Genomic DNA, 21,764 nt, shown 5'->3' with positions numbered 1-21,764 from the left:
GCTGTTAAAGCCTGTTTGCGCTCAAGATTGCTTGAGCTTTGGTAGGTTTTGGCGTTGCCTAGGCTTGAGTGATTGACCAATGAGGCACTTATGAGTGCCTAGAGATCGTACTTATCTAAAACCAGTTTAATTGCCCATGAAGGCACCGCGACATCATCATATTCACCACGGATCATGACGAAAGCAGCTTTATACTCTGGTGGCTTAGCAGGGAACTGTCCCATACAATCAGTAAAGTAGATAAGACCCTTAAGATCATGAAGTTCGCCACTCTTGATGAGCTTATCTACATAGGTAAATACAGGTCTAAAATCAGTACCACCAAATCCTTTTAGCTGCATGTGCTTGATGTACTCTTCAAACTCCTCACGTGAGGTGATTTTCACATCGCTTTGGATCTCAGTGTCACATTGAATGATGTGCAAATTAATCTTGTTAAAGAAGCTCTCTTTTTGCATCAAGATGTTGTAGGTCTTGTTCATGAAAGCCTGCACTAAAGGACCATGCACCGAGCCTGAGACGTCAATGGCGATCACGAAGTCATGAATCTTCTTAACCTCACGATACTCCAAAGGCTCAATGAGCGGCATGTTCTTGTACAGATCAAGACCATAGGTGTAGTAGACGTAGTCAAACTCATCTGGACTCACCTTCATCTCTTCTCTAAAAGTGGCAAATTTCTTTAAAAACTCAGAGTAGTCATAGCGCTCGCGAGTTACCTCGGTTAAGTTCTGAATCAAAGATCCAGCGCTATCTCCTATACCTTTAGAGGTGGTCTTAAGATCAGTGAGCATCTTCTCTGCGATAGACATCCACATATCAAGCAAGGCTTGTTGCTTGCCTGCAATATACGGAGTATTGCTAAGGCCACTATTGTTTGCATTTGGGTTCTTAGGCAAGATCGTGGAAACATTATCCTGGCCACTTTGATTTGAGTTGTCGTCAGAAGGCTGTCCACCATTTTGCGAAGATCCTGAGCCATCATTTGATGGCTGCGATCCTGAGCTACCATTTGATGGCTGTGATCCTGAGTCACCATTTGATGACTGTGATGAAGCGCCACTAGAACTTGCCTCATCACCTGCTAAATCGCCCGCTCCACTAGCTTGATCGTCCTTTGACGGATACCAAGGACTATGCTCGTCGCAAGTAAAAAGATCTCTTAATTCCTGTCGCTTGCTATCACTTGGTGGATTGGCAAGAAAATGACGATAGATCTTTTCTGCAGTAAGGATCTTAACTTCTTTTTGAATGGTATTTAGATGCGAGCGCATTGCTGCATCATTATTAGTTGCAATGCTATCTTTCTTTAACTCGAGGATAGTGTTGGATACTGCTATATCACTAGCTAAATCCCACAGCTCACAATCTAGTTCTTTTGCCGAGAAAGGATGGTAGAGAACGCAATGGAGCAAAGAGTGCATGTAGTTATGCACTGGACGAGCTTGATCTTCACGGTACTCTTTAAGAACAAAGATAGGATTGAAGTAAAGAGCTTTACCATCAGTTGCTTGAGTCTCAATTGCCTCAGAGCAATTAAGTGGCAACCTATCTAACGCCGTGTCTAAGAAGCGAAAGTTCAGCACCAAGCGACTCTGCGCAAGCTTCATCACTTCTTGAGCTAGTTGACGAATCTTATCTTCATTCGACATACACATCTCTCTGTTCACACACTGCACATGGCGTGGTATAAGCCATTTCCACAGCAAACAAAAACTATTTAGACTCATCATAGATCAGAAAACTTAGCTAATTTTTAGAATGATCTTAATGAGTTGTTGATAAGCACGTGGGATTAATCAACTTATAGAAAACAAATCGCAAGCGTTCTAGCCTATCAAAAGCAGGCTATACACAAAATCTCTTTATCAAAGATCTGCGATCCATACGGCAAGCACGACAACGCGCCATGACAAACTACTGCCATAGCACATGACAAGCCTCCTGGCTAAACCAATATATTGGGCATAGCACTAGCACCTGGTTAAACCAATACCTAGGGAATGGCAACTAGCACCTTGCTAAACCAATACCTCGGGCATAGCACTAGCACCTGGATAAACAAATACCCTGGGCATAGCACTAGCACCTGGCTAACCCCATACCTTGGGCATAGCACTAGCACCTGGCTAAACCAATACCCTGGGCATGGCAAGTAGCTTGTATCTTGCCTAGTGGCTTGTCATTGTATGACAGAAAAAGTTGCGTGCGTGAAAACTGGGACTATTTTTATTAATCCTGATATATAAGGCATTTTCAACAAGTGCGCACCAACAGCTATACTCATCTTTGCATGATGAGCCAGTACGCTTTTGCTAGAGATAAAGTCCTGATTTACCCTTTTTCTTTGCGTTAGTACCTTGCTTTTCTTTGAAGTTAAGTAACATGGCAACCATCTCACTAGCACCAAGATCTACAGCCTCTTGTATGTACATATTTAGCGGCATGCCTTTCTTAATGCGACCAATATCAAGGAGCGCCTGCATTGCAGCGCATTGATTGTTGGCAATGATGCTCTTGACCATAGAGCTAAAGGTACTAGACTGCATCTTCGCGTAAGTAAACAGCTTCTTTAGTAACTCAGGATTCTCTATAAATTCTTCCAAATCAATTATGTTGGTTATTACCAGCTCAAAGCCATCTTTTAAAGCTGCCTCAGCCATAGCCGGTGCTGCCTCAGGGATTTCGGTAAAAATGATATCGAGAACAGCTAAACGCCACCAACCACGCGATAAGGTATTGAAAAAGTCACTATATGGCTTAAGAGAAGCTCCGTGCTTTAAGAGGTAATCAGCGATCTCAAATTCAGCAAATACCAAAGCATGAAAATACAGCGCATCACGATCTTGCTTGTTAATCAGACCTTGCTTGCAAAGATAGGCAATGATCTCAATTCTTTCTTTAGCTGGCAGTACCTTGGCTTTAGCAAGACAGCCATTTCTATCGAGACGTAATTGCAAGCCCTCGCCAACAATAGGCTTTCTAAACTTATCTGCAACGATCAGCAATACTTGATTAGCAAGAATGCGATAACTAATATCATTATTGATGATCCAGTTGCCAAAATAAGTATTGTTCACCGGCTTTACATCATCATAGTCAAAGCGACATCCAGCTTGCACAAGTAGCTTAACCTTATCTAAAGAACCATATCTACCAGCAAGTCCTAATGCGCGTGCAGTATAAGTAAATTGCTTTTGAGATTTAAGCACATCATCTACATCTTCAAGAGTACCAAAGCACACCGACTCCTCTAATAAGCTAGTGGCTTTTCTCGGAGAGAGTTTTTTTAGCTTACTCTTAGTACTCTCAGTACTCTTTACCAGTGGAGTGCCTTTATCTTTTTTTCCATCTTGCTCGTCATAGTACGCAATAGTCTCTTTAGCATTGAGCTTGTGAGCTAAAGATAAGATCTCAGAGCGATTATTACTTAAAAAGCGCTCGTATTTTTTAGACATTTCTTTTGAATACAGATACTGATGTGAACAGTACCCAATGGCCAGACGGAGCTTGTAGAACTTGTTGACTGAGGACAAATCTATTTGAGGAAAAACAAGAGTGGCATAAACTAAAGCAGAGTACTTATTACACATCGCTTGGGATCCAAACTCTTTTAGTTCACGAACATTACCCCCAATAATCGTGAAGGGCTCACTCATATTTCGAAAATATCCATCGAAACGCTCATCAGAAAAACTAGTGAATTTGTGAGGCAAAACCACTGAGCTTATTTTTTGGCAGTTGTAAAAAGCCTGTGGTGCTATCTTTGTTGTGTTCCCATGCAAAACAAGCTCACCTTCAATGTTTTCAGGACACATGAGCAAACATGAGTAATCTTTGGTATACAACAGTCCGTTATATGTGGCATATACAGGATTATCTTCATGCACTATAAAGCTTTCAAGGCCATTAAAGTGTACCTGACACATATATCGCATGCTAATAATGCCTTTATCCTTAATTGGTAACTTTAAGGCATTGTCTGCTATTAAAGATACACTCTTGCTTTCAGGATTATAGACAAAATCAGCATCCTCATAAGGCCCAGCAATATAGCCTAGAAAGCTTTTAGGCAGATACAAAGATCTAACTTGTGAGTCGCCAAAGGGATAACGCAATGTACGATCCACATATATGGCTCCCTCAGGAATTATGGCATCTAATTCACTATCGATTTTGCCTTTGACAGCCCCATCTTGTTCAACCTGAAAGCCCATAAAATATCCTTACTAAAACAATATGCAATAAGAGGCTCAACGCCAGAGTAAGAGTTAAGCCTTAAGCACTCTGCGACTCTTAGAGCACTACTAATGCTAACCAAAATGAAAGTAAGATCTATGATTTACAGCAGGGGTCCTGCTAAATGTCGAATTTATGGTTCTTTATCTCATCGGCATGAGAATTCTTGTAATCAAGGAGCTTTGCTGTTATCTCAGGTTTGCTATGCTCTTGGGTAATTTTTATAATGAGCTCTATTATTTCTTCGTTATCTAAATGCCCTGACTCTAGAATAGCTGTTAGCATGTCACATGAGTCACTGCTAATTGCATAATCAGCCAAGCCCTCAAGTGCATCATACGTAATATCTGAGACCTCAAGTAATTTAGCTAAGTCTTGAGGCTTGTTATAAAAGCCCTCAACTAAATCATCTGATGTGATTAATAAACGCTTTCCCACAAGAATTGCATACTTTGCAAGTTCTAGAGCAGCGTTAGTATTTTCCATGAAAATGATCTCTCGCATATGTGCTGAATACGGTTCATCATCATCATACAAAACAGAACTGCTAGGGTAGGAAAAAGATGCCCCCATCTTCTTAAGCTCTGCAGCAATCTGAAAGCTCTCAAATACTATGGCATGTGTGAACAAATCATTACACTCTTCTAAATCAAGAATACCTTCATCTTCAAATAGAAACTTGATGATCTCAACACGCTCAGACTGCGGAAGTACCGTGCAACCTGAAACTTCTGTGTTGCCGAATGAATCTAAGTGTCCGCAATAGCCAACATAATGCTCTCTAAGCCAATCAAGCACTAAAAACAGCTTAAAATCGGCCTCAATTTTGTAATCCCCGAGATCAAAACTTATGTCGTAATAGCGGTAATCCTGTCTTGAGAGCTTAAAGAAAAAGTCACAGCCGCCATCTTCAACTAGTATCTTAACCTTTTCCAAACCTCCATAACGACAAGCTAATGCAAGCGCTCTGGCTGTAAAGAATAACTTGCCGTGACAATGTTCCAGCACTGTTTTGACTTCATCTACGCTACCAAAGCAAACTCTATTTTCCAACAAGGCTACTGCCTCATGCTTAGTTAGCCTTTTAAGTGCATCAACAGACAAATTTTGAGTTAATGTGCCTGCATCAAGACTTGTCTTTAATTTTGGGCTATTAGAGTTCTTGCTTGTGTTCATGTTTGTCCTAAGTAATACTGCTAGATGCTAGTTAACAAAGCTTACAAATTAGAAAATTACAGCTGCAAAGATGATTTTTTGGACTTGCTCTTATTGCGCTTAGATTCTTGATAATCAAGGATTAAAGTGGTGATCTCGTGACGCTGCATATGACTACTGATTTGCAAATACTCATCTAAATCACTCTTGGTCTTGATGCCGCCTGCTTTTAAGATCGCCCCCATGATCTGCACGTTATTCTCTTCAATCATGAGCAGAACTAGTGGGCGAATAAATTGACGAGTGATTCTGACATGCTTAATTAGAAGCTCGGTTATAGACGCATCTTGTTTAAGTAAGTCGTGATCAAAGAACTTTTGCCAAACTAGCTTATGATCTTCAGCCTCTAAAAGATCTAATAACTCAATGAGTCCTTCACGATTATTGTATGCAGCCCACTTGATGCACTCATTGAGATATGACTCATAATCTTTCTGGCCTTTTACTGCTGCAATAAATACATTAGGACTATAGCCTTTTTCGGTGAGAAAAGCGGCGATCTCATGTGCGCCAACAATGTATGCGCTAAAGCATAAGTAAGAGAGCAGATCTGGAACAATATAGTTATGCTTGATGCAATACTTTAAAATCCTGATACGCTGTTGTTCGCTTACAACCTGAGCACTATGAAACTCACCATTTTTACCTAAGCCCAAATATGAGTAGAGATGATACTGACCATACATCATAAAAGGAAAAGGCTTAAATAGAGGGGAGAAGACCATTAAACCTATCTTAATAGCCCCTCTAAAACCCAAGCCATCACCCTTAGGTCCAATCACTCCACTATAGCCATCATGCTCTAAGATGCACTTAACTTTATTGAAGCCTGCGTAGCGCAAAGCCAAGAACAGTACATCAGATACTAGGTAATAGCCTTTTACTTGATCGAGCACGAACTTGAGTTCATTTAATGAGCCATGCAGAACGCAGTTTTGAATTACGTGCTCATTAATCCCGCCGTTGTAGGCGATTAACTTTCTTAAGTTCCACTTCTGCCAGAGTGTCTCATAATAATCAGCTATAGCAGTCAGCCCATAAGATTTGCTAGCTCTTAAAAGATCTTCTTCATACTCGCGCATGCATTCCTCATAGAAATTGACATACGGCTTTCTAAATAAGTCTTTTTCATAGCACATGCCCATTGCTATGCGCCTTAAATGATACGGCAGTAGATGATCAACACTCACTTTAGGCCAAATGAACACCACGCCATCCATTCCACCGTCGTTACCGCGTTGACCACGCACGATATCTAAAAGGTTTAAGGCGTAGAATTTAACTACACAGACAAATTTATCTGCAAGCAGTTTAATCAGAAAATCGTTAGCTAGTTCACCTGTATACTCAAGCTCAAGTAAATCAGTACGAGCTCCAAAAGCTTCGCGATCAATTTGTTGAAGGGATTCGTCGAACACGAGCCTTTTAGAATACTTCCGTGGGCAATCGACGATCTTAGTGAAGTTTTTGTTATACAGCACTCCGTCACGGCATGCAAAGCGCTTATTATTAGGATCCACCTCATAAGACTTAAGATAAGGCAGATCATCGTTACGAAACTTACGAGTAGATTTTGGGTTAAGGTTGGTACCCCAGGTACTACAATCCACCTGTTTTAAATGGAGCTTACCATCACTTCCTTCGTACTCGAAGTAATCAGCCTCAGGTCGATTCTCTATGTAGCCTACAAAGCTTTTAGGCAAAAATATGGACTCAATGATCGAGTTCTTATCAAACACTCCGCTAGTTTGTATGTAGCAAACTCCATCAGGTATTACTACATGCTTAGCTTTGCCATGATATGCATGCAGCACACCTTTCTCATCAATTTCAAAGTCCATAACGACTCCAAAGATCTGATAAATTGCCTAAAACACATTAGCCATGATACTTTACAGCCAAATACATCAGACATTAACACGATCTGAAAGCATGAATGCCTTAAGAAAGGATATTCAATCTCACCTTAAGCAACTATTTTGAGCTGCGCACATGTAATGCCTTGAACGATCAAGCTGTAGCCATGCGATGCTTGGAACTATCAAACAGTCCCTATGCAATGCTTTGAACGATCAAGCAGCACCCATGCAATATCATGAACGATCAAGCTGTACACATGCCATGCTTAAAGCTATTAAGCACTGTATGCTGAATGGCTGTAAGTACTTAAGATATGTACGCGCTCATATATGCATTAATTTGAGCCGTAAAAAGATTAACGTCTACTAGTTTTAGAGGCTGTAACTAAAATATCTTCGCCCGTGCGTGTAGATGCGCGGCATGACACCAAACGTCGTGTCGGGATCACTTCGATCTTGTAGTCTTTGTACAACTCATGCACGAGATCATGATTGGAGTTAGTCAAAAGCACATAGCAGCCTTTATCGTAGAGCTCTTTGACTACTTCGGCTAAGCGTATATGCTCTTCATCGCTAAATACTTCTTGGGTATAGCGCTTGAAGTTGGCATTTTCAGAAATCGGCAAATACGGTGGATCAAGAAAGATAAAGTCGCCTTTCTTGGCATATTTAGACAGAACGTTCTGATATGAGTCACACACAATGGTGGCTTTTTGCAAAGCATTTGATGCTACTGCTAGTCTGCCAATATTGCAGTAGTTTGGATTTTTGTAATTACCGTATGAGGTATTAAATTGGCCTTTTTTGTTGACGCGGTACAGACCATTAAAGCAAGTACGATTTAGATAGATCATACGTGCAGCTGCAGCAGCCTCTGGCAACTCTCGCCAGTCTTGAGCACGCACCTCGTAAAACACCTCTTTAGTGTTTTCATACTTACTTAAATGCTCAATCACCTCTTCAAGATGCCAGGCAACTTGCTCATACATATTGATGAGCTCTGGGTTGAGGTCAGCAATAATGGCGTTCTCTGGCTGCATGGCAAAGAACATTGCGCCACCACCGAAAAAAGGTTCGATGTAGCGACCATACTTCTTTGGTACTTTAGGAAGTAGCACTGGTAGCATCTGTCTTTTACCACCTGCCCACTTCAAAATAGGATCTGCCTGTAACTCGTAATCAGCATTTTCAATAGCTGCTAGAACACTTTGCAAACTCATATGACACCAACATGACCAAAACTTTGTACGATTGTATCACTGACATTGATACATTGCTAAAGTATGCGAAAACAAAGGCTCTTTTAGCCAAGATATCGAGTTTTTACCCTAGCCCCAAGCAAAGAAGATACAGCGCTTTTCATATCCCATTGCTGCGGACGCTCAGGCGCAAGCTGGCTCTGCTTAGCTGTGGAAGTTTAGGCGATAGCGTGCATCCAATTTATGCATACATTTCAGTCGCAAGCATGCTCTCCTTAGCTGAGGATGTTTAGACGCTGCCATGTGAGCATTGGGAGGTTTTACTCTTGGCAGTGCCTACGCAGCGATCATTTTAGTGGTTGTTCATGCTCGAGGCTGTTTTTGCGCTTTTTCTTGGAGCTCCTGTATTGCAGCACAAAGATAGCAATCAATATAGCCACAACAAAGCGCATGATCTTATCTAAAATCCCAGGGATCTTGTCATGACGATACATATCTAACAGCAAGATATCATTCACATCGAAGCCATAGCGATGATGCATACGACTAAGCATGCCTCTCTCACTTGATTCGGTATAGCGAATACGGCCTGTTGGAAGGCGTATTTTGCCATTAACCCACATCAGGAAGGTTAAATAGTCATCAAAATAAACGCCAAGATAAGAGCCGTCTTTTAGCTGCAGCAAATAGTAGGAATTGTATGAGCCAGAAAAGGCCAGCATATTGACTGCTTTTTCTTTCAATGAAACTGGATAGCTAAGTCTTCGATACTTCTCAATGTAGATTTTTTTCTTATTCTTTGCAGTTAAGTTGTGCTCACCCTCTTCAGAAGTATCTCTAAGTCGCATCAAGGGGCACAAAATAAGATTATCTCCCTCTGCGGTAACTGCAATGTCTTTGTTTAAGAAAGATAAGACCTGCTCTTTGCTCTCAACCAATACCACATCAGGACTTGGCTTTTGACCAATCTTAGTGCCTTCCCCTACCCATAAGTCATAAATCCAGCCAGTAGGAATACCGCCCATCACCATGAATGTTAGTAATAATCCACAAACGAGGTAAAAAGCGACTTTCCTTAGCCTTAGTAGATACTTCTCAAGCATAGTTCTCAACCTCAATCGAACTGATAGTTACGAACTTAGACCAATCGTTAGCCTTGCTTTGCAAAAAGCATTGGTACATGAACTGTGCGCCTATCGTCCTTTGCACTACGGTCCACCGCCATGAGGGATCATCAATGAGCGAAATGCCTGAGAGCATTAATTTAGACGTGAATTTCACCATATTCATGAAACTCACGTTTGAAAACATGAGCATTAATTGAAATTAGTACTCTAAGCTTTCCTCTTCAATAAAGTCAGCTGCGTCACCTTTCTTGTAAGTCAATAACTGATAGGCCTCATAGGCGATTAGTTTAGCTTCAAGCTCTAGATTTCCCTTATTAATAAGTTCGAGCAATAACTTAGTACGCTCGTCTAAATTAATAGTTGCGTCATTGATGAGAGTTTTGATTTCATTAATTTGCTTGTCACATAGTGACTCTGCATTTGCCTTTTGACTGTCTTGTAGCCCTCTTCTATGCAGAGCTGAGTTTCCTTTATCTAAGAGATTCCAATTCATGAAAAGCTTAGAATCATCTGTTTTGATAAAGAAACCTGCATCTTCAAGATTCTTAAATGCAGTGCAAACTGCTTGCTTTGAAAGATTTAAATCCCTTGCAACCTCATCTTGAGTGACTTTAATTTCATTTCCATACTCCATGTCCGAAGCGTACTTCAATAAAACTTTGATATCACTCATTTGAAGATTATGAGAGTCAATCGCCTCAAGCAAATCGTCAAAAAAAGCAAAACAAAACTGAGGTGAATCTTTGCCCTTGTTACTCTTGGCAGAGAGTGTGTCATTATTCATAGTTAATCCCGTCATTCGGTGCTCCTATCTCTTAACCGTATACACATTACTAATGTAACAACTTAGTATTCATTGTGTATCAAAAAGGCATCATAAAATGATGCCCTTATAGTTTTTAGTTGGAATTGTTAATTACATCAAAATAGATTATGACTTTTGGGAGGCCTCGTTTAATTCTCGTGCCCTAGCCTCAATCTCTAGCATCGCTAGCTCAGTGTCGTTTTCATACTCGTGTTCTCTAGCGTATGCACGATCTGCCTCCATTACAGCCTTTTGTTCATCTGTTAAGCTGTCAACCGGAATCGGCGTACCTACAGATTCAGGATTTTTCTCTAAACGCTCACGGAATGCATTGGCGAGCATTTTGATATTAACAAAACCTGCAAAATCCTGAACCCATCTTTTCTCCTCTTCATTCCAGAAGCCGAGAAGACTGCGACCAGTCTCTGGATCTACATACATAAGCCCTCCAATGATTAAAAAACCTAAAGCATAATCTAAATAACCACCGTCAATACTGTATTTACCTTATTGATGGCAGTCATCCTAGAATATGAAGACTGTACAGTATAATTTTACTATGTATAGCTATTCTTCACATTGAATTTTTTTTCCAATGGTAAGTATAGACAATACAAATTTGCGGCTAGCCTATCTTAGTTGTGGGGCTTTTTTAATGGGCTAGCCAGGGGTGGTTGGTGGTTGTTTTTAGCTTAATAGCTGATGGAATCATCCGATGAGTCGATGCAGCAACGGCGATTGTTTTTGACCACAAAGCTTACTTTGGCCATCTTGTCGATTAATGCTTTGACACCATGCTCGATTTTGTACTCCATCTCTTCTTGGTAGAGTGGGATAACTTGGTAGAAGTTAACATCATCACCATTTGGCAAATTCATACACGCAGCATCACCATCAGTATCTTGAGGAGCTACGAGCATGCAGCCGTTTAGCTGAGTACATGGAGCATATGGATCTTCATGATCGATGGTGTGACCATTGCCAAGCCAACACTCGCTAACAATTGGCAGTCTTGCTAATGCCTTTAATAAACGCAGCGGCCAATACCAATTCTCATCATGGATAGAGTCGTTATCAAGCTTCCAATCCTTTGGCAGAGCAATCACCAACTCGGCACGCTCAAGCTTATATTCAGCAGACTCTTCAGGTACATCCATCTTGTGAGCACCCATACCCATAGTGACTAAAGTGTAGTAATCGCGCTCTTCAGTTGGCTTGATTAAACAGATATCCACATGGATATCAGGTGACACGATCTCATGGAGCACATTGTCAATAGGACCAAAGTACTTTTCAATGTGAGCTTCAACAGCCTTCATCTCATCTTCTGAATAGATCTCTGGAGCGCCGCCATCCTGACACCAAAGTATATTCTCTTCTTCTGACCCGTCAGTATCAACTATGACTCTAAAAAAGCCTGAACCATCTTCAAATCCATAGACTAAAGTGATGGTGTAATCAAGGCCAATCATCACAGCGTTAAGCATACCCTTCTTGCCATTAGAGCAATCTCTAGATAGCCATTTGCCTGAGTCAATGCTGCTCTTAAGCTCTTTAAGCCAATCAGCCTTGAGCTTAGACATGCCAGACTCATTCATCTGGAAGATGAGATCTACAGATTTATCCCCAACCGTCACAGGGAATTTGGTGAACGGTGAGTTAGCAACATACTCATCACTCTTAGGTCCAAAGATCTCAAAGAAACGCTCTAAACCTTGTGGATCTAACCTGACACAAGAAATAGCGCGCAGCTTTGCATCAGCGCGTTCATCTAGGCCATCGAGCAATTTATAATCGTCTTCAGCATTAATCCAGTGATAGAGCATCTGCTCAAGAGTAGCGCCAGACTCAATTTCACGTTTTAAGGTAATAAACTCGTGATCGCCTGGAACCAGCTCAAGACCATGTGCTACAGCCTCAAGTGCACCTTCCTTATTGCCAAAGTGACTACGCAGCTTACCAACTTGCAGCCAGACCCATGGATAATCGCTCTCTTGCTCAGCACCCTTTTCAGCATAAGCAAGGGCATCCTCTAAACGACCGCAGTGCATGAGTGCACAAGAATAGCGGTAGTACCATGTGCCACAACCAGAAGCATTTCGCTCAGAGTACTTCATCCACTCCACTCCTTGATAATAGTAACGGTACTCGCCCATGTTGATGCACGCAAGGCCATACCACAGAGCAAGCTGCAGATCTTGTTGTGCTTGGCGCTTAGTAAATTTCTTCTCTTCTAAGCCCTTCTCAACAAAGTCCTCTAAATAGCTCAGCATCTTGCCAAAATAGCCACTTGAATCATCGACATATGACTCTAAAGTAGCAATATCCGCAACGGATAAGAGTGAATTAGTCTCAGCATTTACAGCAGCCTCACTGAGTTCCTCCCAGAGCCCAATACTCTCTACATCGCGACGGAAAGTATGGAAAGTAGCCCATGGCAGCTCACTTTTACTAAAGAAGTCTGAAGCAGCATCTAAAACCTCAGGAAGATCCCATGCGATGAAGTCGATATAGCCATTTGAAATACCAGTAGCACCACCGATAAAGGTCACGGCATCTAAAGAAGCATTCTCTTCTATATAAGACTGCAGCTCATGGCGGAATTGCAAGATCTCCTCAGCACGATTCTCACCTTCAAAGCCATCAATTGGGAATGCAATGAATCCAGGGACAATACCATCTTGTTGGTATTCATCCATACAATCGCTTTCATCATCGTTGTATTCATCAATTAGATCAGGCAAAAGAGTCGATCCGATAAAGACATCTGAGCGTAACACTCCATCAGCTTCTTGTTTAGGCTCGATCTGATAAGCACAGTATCGATTTTCAAGACACTCAGCAGCATCTGTCCATACTTTCAAGCCAAGATCATTCATGATGTTTGGAAGATCAGAGAGCTTTTGATAATCATCTAATGGCTCGTTAAGAACATTCAAGCCAGAGACATAAGAAATTGCATTTATCTCGCCTATAGTTTGGTGAATAAGCACGGACAACGCCCACCACACCTTAGCCTCATCGGACTCAAAAATCTCTTTAAGCTTTGGGCAGTAGAGGTCTAACAAAAGCTGATTGTTGTCAGCTTGATTTACCTTGATGTGCACATCGTCTGCTGTAATAGAGATATCGCCTGAGACCATTTGACAATTAGGACTAGGATTACGACCTACCACAATCGACCAATGCTCAAGCACAGACTTTGGTGCATGCTTTGCAAAATAGACAAGCGGGAAGAGTGAGGTTAAGCTACCATCAGCGCTTAGGCACAGCTCATACTTATCATTTCTCTTGCCAAGCTCAAAAGATGCCTCGCTAATAGCAATCTTTAAGGCTTTTGAACACATCTGTACAAACTCTACAGCGCGTTCACGCTGATCTTGGCTATCCATGATCTCTCTTAAATTAGCCTCTACCTTTATAAAGGCATCCCAAGCTTGCTTAGTTCTTTTTCTGAAGTCGGCTTTAAACCTTGGCAGCGCGAGAATCTTACGACACTCCTCAATATTTTCTAGAGTATCTTCATCACCAGGTAAAGCATCGAGCGCACGCTCGTAGTAGCTCAGAGCTCGACCTTCTTGGTCAAGGTTGTAATAAGCTGTGGCAATACGATAATTCCAAAAGTGATCTTCACCAAGTTCATCTTCCAATGGCTCGAGAAGCTCAAGAGCTATGCGACAAGGCTCCAAATGATCTGAATCACCAATCGATAAATAAGCCTTTGCAAGCTCGCTTATCACCTCAGCAGAACGCTCGTTTTCATCAACGCTGTCAACAAGTTCAATGAGCTTTTTGTACTCACCTTCTGCATTGAGTTTTTTGCACTGATCTAATAAGTCCATGGCTGCGATCCTCTGAAGTGCTTTAAATTCTCTAGTCCTGATGGGCATTAGCCTGTTATTCTTGGCCATACCTGATGGGCATTAGCCAGTTATTCTTGGCCATACCTGATGGTCAACGAGGGCTTGTGCGCAATTTAGAGTATAAAAGGATCTCAAAACTCATAAGCAATGCCTTCATAATTGTGTGATAGACATTCAAACAATTTGCAAAGTAGCAATGCTTTTATAAAGCATGCACCATTGATGCATCTTTGCTTTGGACATTAACAAGGAATGTATAAATACGTAAGCTTGTGAACAAGGAGCTGCGGCTCATTTTTGTTTGGACAAAAAAATACCCTACCACCCCAAGAGGCAGTAAGGTATTTTTGAAATCATACGCAACGTATGTGCACTATTGCATGCTGCTGCAGCAACTAGATGCGCGGCTGCAGCTAGATGCGTAGCTGCAGACTTTAGTTCTGGTGCGTATTCATTAAATGGCTAAAGGTGTGGCGTTTAGATTATTCCCACTCAATAGTTGCTGGTGGCTTGCCAGAAACGTCGTAGCAGACGCGGGAAATGCCGTTAACCTCATTGATGATACGGTTGGAGATGCGGCCTAAGAGATCGTATGGCAGCTCTGCCCACTTAGCAGTCATGAAATCAATAGTCTTAACAGCACGCAGGCATACTACGTAGTCATAACGGCGACCATCACCCATAACGCCAACAGAACGTACTGGTAAGAACACAGTGAAAGCCTGGCTTACTTGATCGTACCAACCGCTCTCATTGAGCTCCTCCATAAAGATAGCATCAGCCTTACGTAAGAGATCAAGATACTCTTTCTTAACCTCGCCAAGTACACGTACGCCAAGACCTGGGCCTGGGAATGGATGGCGCTGTACCATCTTAACTGGCAGACCAAGCTCAACACCTATACGACGAACTTCATCTTTAAAGAGCTCACGCAGAGGCTCAACTAACTTGAACTTGAGATCATCAGGCAGACCACCAACATTGTGGTGAGACTTAATTACGTGTGCCTTGCCGCTCTTAGTCTTAGCTGACTCAACTACGTCAGGGTAAATGGTACCTTGAGCTAAGAAGTCAACGCCATCAAGCTTACGGGCTTCATCGGCAAATACGTCGATGAAGGTGTGGCCAATAGCCTTACGCTTAGCCTCAGGATCGCTAATACCAGATAGTGCATTTAAGAAGCGATCAGATGCATCAGCATAGACAATGTTCAGACCTAAGCCTGAGAACATCTCCTTAACTTGCTGCCCTTCGTTTAAGCGCAGCAGACCGTTGTCTACGAATACGCAAACTAATTGATCGCCAATGGCCTTGTGCAGCAGCAGAGCAGTAACTGATGAGTCAACACCGCCTGAGAGGCCTAAGAGTACCTTAGATGAACCAACCTGCTCACGAATACGAGCAACAGCATCATCGATAATGGCACTTGGAGACCACAGGCCATTTAACTTACATACATCGATTACAAAACGACGTAAGAACTCACCACCTTGCTTAGAGTGAGTTACCTCAGGGTGGAACTGTACACCAAAGAACTGACGAGCTGGATTATATACAGCAGCAAAAGGGCAAGTGTCGGTAGAACCAACAGTGATAAAGCCCTCAGGAATTGCAGTAACCTTATCGCCGTGGCTCATCCACACATCTAACTTGCTCTCACCTTCGTGATCGGTTAAACCGTCAAACAGTGGGCAGGAGCCAACTACTGACATAGCAGCATAGCCGTACTCACGCTTGTCAGAACCCTCAACCTTACCGCCAAGCTGAACTGACATGGTCTGCAGACCGTAGCAAATACCTAATACAGGTACGCCAGCTTCAAAGACCCACTCAGGAGCACGTGGAGAGCCTTCCTCAGTAGTAGACTCAGGGCTACCTGATAAGATAATGCCTTGAGGTGCAAACTCTTTCATGAGCTGAACGTCGGCATCAAAAGGATAGATCTCGCAGTAAACGCCGATCTCTCTAACACGACGAGCGATCAACTGCGTAACTTGTGATCCAAAATCAAGGATCAGGATCTTTTCTGAATGAATATTGGCCATGAAACGACTACCTGAACAAAAACACGAGTGAGAGGCTAAGAGCCAATCAAGTAAGCTAGAGCAATCACCAACAACAATTAGTTATCTAAACAAACTTAAATTTCAGTGCTCATTGAGCAACTAAGTATGAGCTAGAGAAATAACAGTGCTCATACATGAAAGTGCGGGGCACATTAGGATAGTGCATGGCACTTTCAGCTCATTTAAGTTTAATCAAATCTTGTCGAATTGCTGATTGCAAAATCTTTAAATTGACGCTGCAACTTATGCTGTTACAAAAACGTCAAAGCCCCGCAAGTTAACTTGTGGGGCCTTAGATGCTATTAACAGGTTGGATAAAAGGGGATCAACCTGCAGGGAGCGACCCTCTTAGTGGCTCTGATAGTTTGGAGCTTCCTTGGTGATGGTTACATCGTGAACGTGTGACTCACGAATACCTGCACCGGTGATACGAACAAACTGAGCCTTAGTACGTAACTCATCGATAGTGCCGCAACCAGTCAGACCCATGGCTGAACGTAAGCCACCCATCTGCTGGTGAATGATGCCACGTAAAGCACCCTTATATGCAACACGACCCTCAATACCCTCTGGAACGAGCTTATCAGCAGCGTTATCAGTCTGGAAGTAACGGTCAGCAGAACCCTTGGACATAGCGGCTAATGAGCCCATGCCACGGTAGGACTTGAAGGAACGACCCTGGTAAATTTCAATCTCACCTGGAGCCTCTTCGGTACCTGCGAACATAGAACCAACCATGACGCAGTTTGCACCAGCTGCTAAAGCCTTAGCAATATCGCCAGAGTAACGGATACCACCGTCAGCAATAACCTTAATATCAGAACCCTTCATGGCCTCAACTGCATTAGAAATAGCAGTCATCTGAGGAACACCACAGCCAGTAACCATACGAGTGGTACAAATAGAGCCAGGGCCAATACCTACCTTTACAGCGCTAACACCAGCCTCAGCTAAAGCAATAGCACCTTCTGCAGTAGCAACGTTACCACCAATGATTGGTAACTCAGGGTAGGTCTTACGTAAGTAAGCAATACGATCTAAAACGCCCTGTGAGTGACCGTGGGATGAGTCTACTAAGAGCACGTCAACACCGGCCTCAACTAAGGCACGAGCACGATCTTCATTGCCAGCGCCAGCACCGATAGCTGCACCAACACGCAGACGACCTAAAGCATCCTTACAAGCGTTTGGCTTGTTAGCAGCCTTATTGAAGTCCTTAACGGTGATCATGCCCTTTAAGCGGAAAGCATCGTCAACAACTAATACTTTCTCGATACGATTCTTCTGCATGAGCTCGATAACAACTTCACGAGAAGTGTTCTCACGCACGGTAACTAAACGCTCCTTTGGAGTCATGATGTCCTTAACCTTCATGGTTAAGTCATTTAAGAAGCGTACGTCACGACCAGTGATGATGCCAAGTAAGTTCTCTGACTCATCTACTACAGGGAAACCTGCAAAGCCGTGCTTAGCAGTTAAGTGGCGCACATCAGCTAAAGTAGCTTCAGGATTAACAGTAACTGGCTTAGTTACCATACCGCTTTCAAAGCGCTTTACCTTGAGCACTTCTTCAGCCTGACGCTCGATAGGCATATTCTTATGAATGAAGCCAACACCACCTTCCTGAGCAAGAGCAATGGCAAGACCAGACTCAGTTACAGTATCCATTGCTGAAGAGATCATTGGGATATTGATCTTGATATTTGCAGTCAGGTAAGTAGTCAAATCTGCAGTATTAGGTAGCACTGTAGAATGTGCAGGAACCAACAACAAATCATCAAAGGTGAGAGCTTCCTCAACGATGCGCAGCATAATGCCTCCTTAACTAAAATTTGGCAGATTATATCAAAAAGCCTTTGATGATGATGAAGTTTGTTAGTAAAAATTTTCCATCTTTGCAAGCACCTGCCTCACACTTTTGCCTATAAAGTTGTTATTGCTAGCACACATCTGACTTTGTCACAAAATAAGAAAAATGCCCCAAAATAGCACAAACGCCGCATGTACATTCATTTATCATGTATTTGTACGCAAATAAGAAAAGCGTTTCTTAATGACACCCCAAAATTGTATCTTCACACCTTTAATATAAGATCGCACAATCTAAGATCGTAGCCATCTCTTAGCTTTATGATCCACCCACCGCTTTTGATGCATTTTATGTGTTTTTCCTAAGTTCCATACCCTATACTATGAGAGTTCATGGAATCAAAGCATTATTACGGGCTTTAAGTATGCGACTTAATCAAAACAGAGAGCCAGAAAATGGCGATTTCATTAAGTATGTAGAAGAGCTTATCGCTAGTTCTCCTACAGCTATGCAGCTTAAGCAAAGACTAAAGAGCGGCGATCTTAGTGAAGTCTTCTCTACATCTGAGAGCTCAATTAACAAGATCCGTATCGATCAGCAAAACAAGCTCAAGGCTTTGCGCCACGAAAATGAGACTGAAGCTCGCAAGATCAAAGATGAAGCCCACTCCGTACAAGATTTTCAAAGGAGTTCCCATGCTCAAGATCGTCTCATGGCTAATCAGATCTTAAATGAGCGCAAGAATTCAGCAACAAGAATCAAACAAGAAGCTAAAGATCTTCAGAGTTTTGCTTATCGTAAATCTAACAATGGTAGCAAGCAAAGATCGCAAAGCCGTGGAGAAAACTACAACTACTCAAATTCTCGTGCAAACGGCACTGCCACTAATCAAAAACAATCTCAAAGCGGCACAAGTTCTAATAAGAAAGCTAATAAGGCCGTACCATTCATCATTTTTGGCTTATTCATGTTCTTTATTGCGGTCTTTTCAGAGTTAGAACCACAAGAAATCATGTTGATGTTCTTGTTTCTTATGATCGGCCCATTCGTTAGCATGATAGTCAATCGCGCGAAGAACAAAAAATGAGGTTAGCATCATTCTTACATAAGAGTGGAACTGGAGTTATTTATGACTGAATACCTATATGCGATCTGGTTTGCTGTAGCTTTAGGCTGCCTGATTATTGAAATCAACATTATGACTATCTACCTCATCGCTCTGGCCATTGGTGCTGCTGCTGGTGGTGTAGTAAGTCTCATGGGTAGCGACTTTGCCACTCAATCAAGCATAGCTGGCATCGTAACTATACTTGCATCAATTGGCTGCTTCTACTTAAGAAGATCACTGCGCTCAAAAAACGATCGTCAAAATAATCAGCTTGATATGGGACAACGTGTGGTTGTTAAAGCCGATGCAATTGCTCAAGATGGCAGTGCCAAGGTTAAATATCGTGGCGCTGATTGGACTGCATACGCTGTTGATGCAATTGCAAAACCTGGAATTTACACCATCGAAAAGCTCGATGGCTCACGCATTGTGCTAGGTAAATATATTGGAGCGGAAGTAGCAAACAACACCGACCAAAAAAGCACTGTAGAGTCTTAGTCGCATAGTCGCAAGACTCATACAGATTTTGTCATTGTCACTAAGCACACACACGAGCTTAGTATGAACAACAAAACTTAACATCTATATGCTTAGCTAATCATCAAGGCATATACAAGTGAGGAAATTTTGATGTATTTAGATGAATTAATTTCACCGGGACTGATCCTGGCAATCTTCTTCGTGATCTTAGCTGTGGTCTTTGCCTATCGTGGTATTAAAGTAGTACCTCAGCAAAGTGCATGGGTAGTTGAGCGCTTAGGTAAGTTCAATCGTGTATTAAACCCAGGTCTGAACTTCATCATTCCTTTTGTAGATAATGTAGCCTATCGCCATTCTTTAAAAGAAATTCCGCTCGATACTCCTGCTCAGGTATGTATTACTCGCGATAACACTCAGTTAAGCGTTGACGGCGTTCTCTTCTTCCAAGTAACTGATCCTATGCGTGCTAGCTATGGTACTTCTAACTACATCATTGCTATTACTCAGTTAGCTCAGACCACCTTACGTTCCGTGATCGGTCGTATGGAAATGGATAAGACCTTTGAAGAGCGTGATCTTATCAATGCTGAGGTGGTATCAGCCATTGACGATGCGGCTTTAAACTGGGGTGTTAAGGTTCTGCGTTACGAGATTAAGGACTTAAATCCACCTGCAGTTATTTTACAGGCCATGCAAAAGCAGATCACCGCAGAGCGTGAGAAGCGTGCTCTGATCGCTGAGTCAGAAGGTCGTAAGCAAGAGCAAATCAACTTAGCTACCGGTGAAAAGCTCGCTGCTATTGCTAAGTCTGAAGGTGAAAAGCAAGCTGAGATCAATATGGCTGAAGGTCAGGCTGCAGCAACCATCGCGATCGCAACTGCAACTGCTGAGGCTTTACGTAAGGTTGCTGAAGCAACTCAGGCACAAGGTGGTATGACTGCTGTTAACCTGCAGGTTGCTGAGAAGTATGTCGCTGCATTTAATGAGCTGGCAAAGACTAACAACACTCTCATCGTTCCAGCAAACATGGGCGACATGAGTAGCTTAATTAGCTCAGCCATGAAGATTGTTAACGCTAACAAGCCTAACTAATCAAAACCAAATTACCCCCACTAGCGCGGCAGCAAACTTACTATCCTTTACTAGATAAATAAAGGATCATAGCTTTATTAGCTTGCTGCCACGTTAGAGACAAACGCCAGATGCCGACTACCGTGTTGGCCTCTGGCGTTTTTGTTTGCAGACAACTAACAAATGACAGCAAACTCCCCCAATGACACTCCCGAACGAATAGCTCTGCCAAAGCAATATAGTCTCAAGAAGATCTAACTGCCAATGCATTGAGATAACTACCCAAATTATGAAGTGCCACATGCATCTCTACTTAAACGCTAAGTGCTTAAGCGCTAACTTCGTAATCGCTGTTAATTTTTACTTCGTTCGATACCACATCCAAGAAGAGTACATACTTACTATCCTAAAATGCGCTCGAGCAGATGGGACTAATGGAGTGCTGTTGCAAATGGTGCAAAAGAAGATAAAGCAGTTGCTTGGGTAGATGAGAGAATTTGGCCTTGGCGGTCAGCTTGGGCTTGAGCTTTAGATTTAGGTTGGGCTTTAGCTGGGGGGATCTTGAGGCTATTGGTGTTGAAAAATATGGCTATGAGTGGCTTGTGTATGCCGCTTCATAGATACAACATAAGGGGATAAAAAAAGAACCTCGCGGTTCTAAGGTAATGGTGGATGCTATAGGACTCGAACCTATGACCCTCTGCTTGTAAGGCAGATGCTCTAACCAGACTGAGCTAAGCATCCATCGTGGTGGGTCGTGAGGGGATCGAACCCGCGACCAACGGATTAAGAGTCCGCTGCTCTACCAGCTGAGCTAACGACCCACGATAGGGATTTTGAATTGGTGGATGCTATAGGACTCGAACCTATGACCCTCTGCTTGTAAGGCAGATGCTCTAACCAGACTGAGCTAAGCATCCAT

At 42.4% G+C, this 21,764-nt stretch carries 14 protein-coding genes and 3 tRNA genes; 3 read left to right on the top strand and 14 right to left on the bottom strand.

Going from position 1 to position 21,764, the window contains the following annotated elements; all coding sequences use genetic code 11:
- Nucleotides 1-98 precede the first annotated feature (98 nt).
- The 11 genes from RDO37_RS09785 to guaB all read right to left on the bottom strand — a co-directional run bounded on the left by RDO37_RS09785 (nucleotide 99) and on the right by guaB (nucleotide 18,185).
- On the bottom strand, nucleotides 99-1,652 hold the full coding sequence (locus RDO37_RS09785; protein ID WP_308498950.1) for a VWA-like domain-containing protein: 1,554 nt from the start codon (nucleotides 1,650-1,652) through the stop codon (nucleotides 99-101).
- Between the two features lie 663 nt (nucleotides 1,653-2,315).
- Nucleotides 2,316-4,217, bottom strand: coding sequence for a hypothetical protein (locus tag RDO37_RS09780; RefSeq protein WP_308498949.1), 1,902 nt, complete (start codon nucleotides 4,215-4,217; stop codon nucleotides 2,316-2,318).
- Nucleotides 4,218-4,359: 142 nt separating this feature from the next.
- Nucleotides 4,360-5,415 carry a hypothetical protein gene (locus tag RDO37_RS09775; RefSeq protein WP_308498948.1) on the bottom strand — a complete coding sequence of 352 codons (1,056 nt, stop codon included), beginning with the start codon at nucleotides 5,413-5,415 and terminating at the stop codon, nucleotides 4,360-4,362.
- 56 nt (nucleotides 5,416-5,471) lie between these two features.
- Nucleotides 5,472-7,295 (bottom strand): hypothetical protein, encoded by a 1,824-nt coding sequence (locus RDO37_RS09770; protein WP_308498947.1) that lies wholly within the window; start codon nucleotides 7,293-7,295, stop codon nucleotides 5,472-5,474.
- A 374-nt stretch (nucleotides 7,296-7,669) separates the two neighbouring features.
- The gene (locus tag RDO37_RS09765; RefSeq protein WP_052338986.1) at nucleotides 7,670-8,533 is read right to left on the bottom strand and encodes a DNA adenine methylase; all 864 of its coding nucleotides are present in this window, start codon (nucleotides 8,531-8,533) and stop codon (nucleotides 7,670-7,672) included.
- Nucleotides 8,534-8,859: 326 nt separating this feature from the next.
- Nucleotides 8,860-9,615: a hypothetical protein gene (locus RDO37_RS09760; protein WP_308498946.1), complete on the bottom strand. Its 756-nt coding sequence runs from the start codon at nucleotides 9,613-9,615 to the stop codon at nucleotides 8,860-8,862.
- Nucleotides 9,616-9,838: 223 nt separating this feature from the next.
- A complete protein-coding gene (locus tag RDO37_RS09755; protein WP_308498945.1) occupies nucleotides 9,839-10,438 on the bottom strand; it encodes a replication/maintenance protein RepL in 600 nt (199 codons plus the stop codon).
- Nucleotides 10,439-10,570: 132 nt separating this feature from the next.
- Nucleotides 10,571-10,885, bottom strand: a complete 315-nt coding sequence (locus RDO37_RS09750; RefSeq protein WP_308498944.1) for a hypothetical protein — start codon at nucleotides 10,883-10,885, stop codon at nucleotides 10,571-10,573.
- 251 nt (nucleotides 10,886-11,136) lie between these two features.
- Nucleotides 11,137-14,286 (bottom strand): suppressor of fused domain protein, encoded by a 3,150-nt coding sequence (locus RDO37_RS09745; RefSeq protein WP_308498943.1) that lies wholly within the window; start codon nucleotides 14,284-14,286, stop codon nucleotides 11,137-11,139.
- A gap of 503 nt (nucleotides 14,287-14,789) precedes the next feature.
- Nucleotides 14,790-16,352: a glutamine-hydrolyzing GMP synthase gene (gene guaA, locus RDO37_RS09740; protein WP_281709539.1), complete on the bottom strand. Its 1,563-nt coding sequence runs from the start codon at nucleotides 16,350-16,352 to the stop codon at nucleotides 14,790-14,792.
- A 369-nt stretch (nucleotides 16,353-16,721) separates the two neighbouring features.
- A complete protein-coding gene (gene guaB, locus RDO37_RS09735; RefSeq protein ID WP_027939825.1) occupies nucleotides 16,722-18,185 on the bottom strand; it encodes an IMP dehydrogenase in 1,464 nt (487 codons plus the stop codon).
- A 422-nt stretch (nucleotides 18,186-18,607) separates the two neighbouring features.
- On the opposite strand from guaB, the gene RDO37_RS09730 reads away from it, so the two are divergent.
- From RDO37_RS09730 to RDO37_RS09720, 3 genes are all read left to right on the top strand, one after another.
- On the top strand, nucleotides 18,608-19,270 hold the full coding sequence (locus tag RDO37_RS09730; RefSeq protein ID WP_308498942.1) for a hypothetical protein: 663 nt from the start codon (nucleotides 18,608-18,610) through the stop codon (nucleotides 19,268-19,270).
- Nucleotides 19,271-19,312: 42 nt separating this feature from the next.
- Entirely contained in the window at nucleotides 19,313-19,789 is a 477-nt protein-coding gene (locus tag RDO37_RS09725; protein WP_308498941.1) for an NfeD family protein, read from the top strand.
- A 132-nt stretch (nucleotides 19,790-19,921) separates the two neighbouring features.
- Nucleotides 19,922-20,863, top strand: coding sequence for an SPFH domain-containing protein (locus tag RDO37_RS09720; RefSeq protein WP_044121772.1), 942 nt, complete (start codon nucleotides 19,922-19,924; stop codon nucleotides 20,861-20,863).
- A gap of 645 nt (nucleotides 20,864-21,508) precedes the next feature.
- Here RDO37_RS09720 and RDO37_RS09715 read toward each other — a convergent pair.
- From RDO37_RS09715 to RDO37_RS09705, 3 genes are all read right to left on the bottom strand, one after another.
- Nucleotides 21,509-21,586, bottom strand: a tRNA-Val gene (locus tag RDO37_RS09715).
- A gap of 4 nt (nucleotides 21,587-21,590) precedes the next feature.
- Nucleotides 21,591-21,666, bottom strand: a tRNA-Lys gene (locus RDO37_RS09710).
- 18 nt (nucleotides 21,667-21,684) lie between these two features.
- Nucleotides 21,685-21,762: transfer RNA gene (locus RDO37_RS09705), tRNA-Val, on the bottom strand.
- Nucleotides 21,763-21,764 lie beyond the last annotated feature (2 nt).

Source organism: uncultured Anaerobiospirillum sp., from assembly GCF_902485895.1.
GTDB lineage: Bacteria > Pseudomonadota > Gammaproteobacteria > Enterobacterales > Succinivibrionaceae > Anaerobiospirillum > Anaerobiospirillum succiniciproducens.
The sequence above is the reverse complement of the archived record's forward strand: the minus strand, read 5'-3'. Positions and strand labels throughout refer to the sequence as shown.

What these genes read in the sequence shown, in the direction of transcription:
- RDO37_RS09785 (WP_308498950.1), bottom strand. Translation starts at nt 1,652, where the DNA reads ATGTCGAATGAAGATAAGATTCGTCAACTAGCTCAAGAAGTGATGAAG.
- RDO37_RS09780 (WP_308498949.1), bottom strand. Translation starts at nt 4,217, where the DNA reads ATGGGCTTTCAGGTTGAACAAGATGGGGCTGTCAAAGGCAAAATCGAT.
- RDO37_RS09775 (WP_308498948.1), bottom strand. Translation starts at nt 5,415, where the DNA reads ATGAACACAAGCAAGAACTCTAATAGCCCAAAATTAAAGACAAGTCTT.
- RDO37_RS09770 (WP_308498947.1), bottom strand. Translation starts at nt 7,295, where the DNA reads ATGGACTTTGAAATTGATGAGAAAGGTGTGCTGCATGCATATCATGGC.
- RDO37_RS09765 (WP_052338986.1), bottom strand. Translation starts at nt 8,533, where the DNA reads ATGAGTTTGCAAAGTGTTCTAGCAGCTATTGAAAATGCTGATTACGAG.
- RDO37_RS09760 (WP_308498946.1), bottom strand. Translation starts at nt 9,615, where the DNA reads ATGCTTGAGAAGTATCTACTAAGGCTAAGGAAAGTCGCTTTTTACCTC.
- RDO37_RS09755 (WP_308498945.1), bottom strand. Translation starts at nt 10,438, where the DNA reads ATGACGGGATTAACTATGAATAATGACACACTCTCTGCCAAGAGTAAC.
- RDO37_RS09750 (WP_308498944.1), bottom strand. Translation starts at nt 10,885, where the DNA reads ATGTATGTAGATCCAGAGACTGGTCGCAGTCTTCTCGGCTTCTGGAAT.
- RDO37_RS09745 (WP_308498943.1), bottom strand. Translation starts at nt 14,286, where the DNA reads ATGGACTTATTAGATCAGTGCAAAAAACTCAATGCAGAAGGTGAGTAC.
- guaA (WP_281709539.1), bottom strand. Translation starts at nt 16,352, where the DNA reads ATGGCCAATATTCATTCAGAAAAGATCCTGATCCTTGATTTTGGATCA.
- guaB (WP_027939825.1), bottom strand. Translation starts at nt 18,185, where the DNA reads ATGCTGCGCATCGTTGAGGAAGCTCTCACCTTTGATGATTTGTTGTTG.
- RDO37_RS09730 (WP_308498942.1), top strand. Translation starts at nt 18,608, where the DNA reads ATGCGACTTAATCAAAACAGAGAGCCAGAAAATGGCGATTTCATTAAG.
- RDO37_RS09725 (WP_308498941.1), top strand. Translation starts at nt 19,313, where the DNA reads ATGACTGAATACCTATATGCGATCTGGTTTGCTGTAGCTTTAGGCTGC.
- RDO37_RS09720 (WP_044121772.1), top strand. Translation starts at nt 19,922, where the DNA reads ATGTATTTAGATGAATTAATTTCACCGGGACTGATCCTGGCAATCTTC.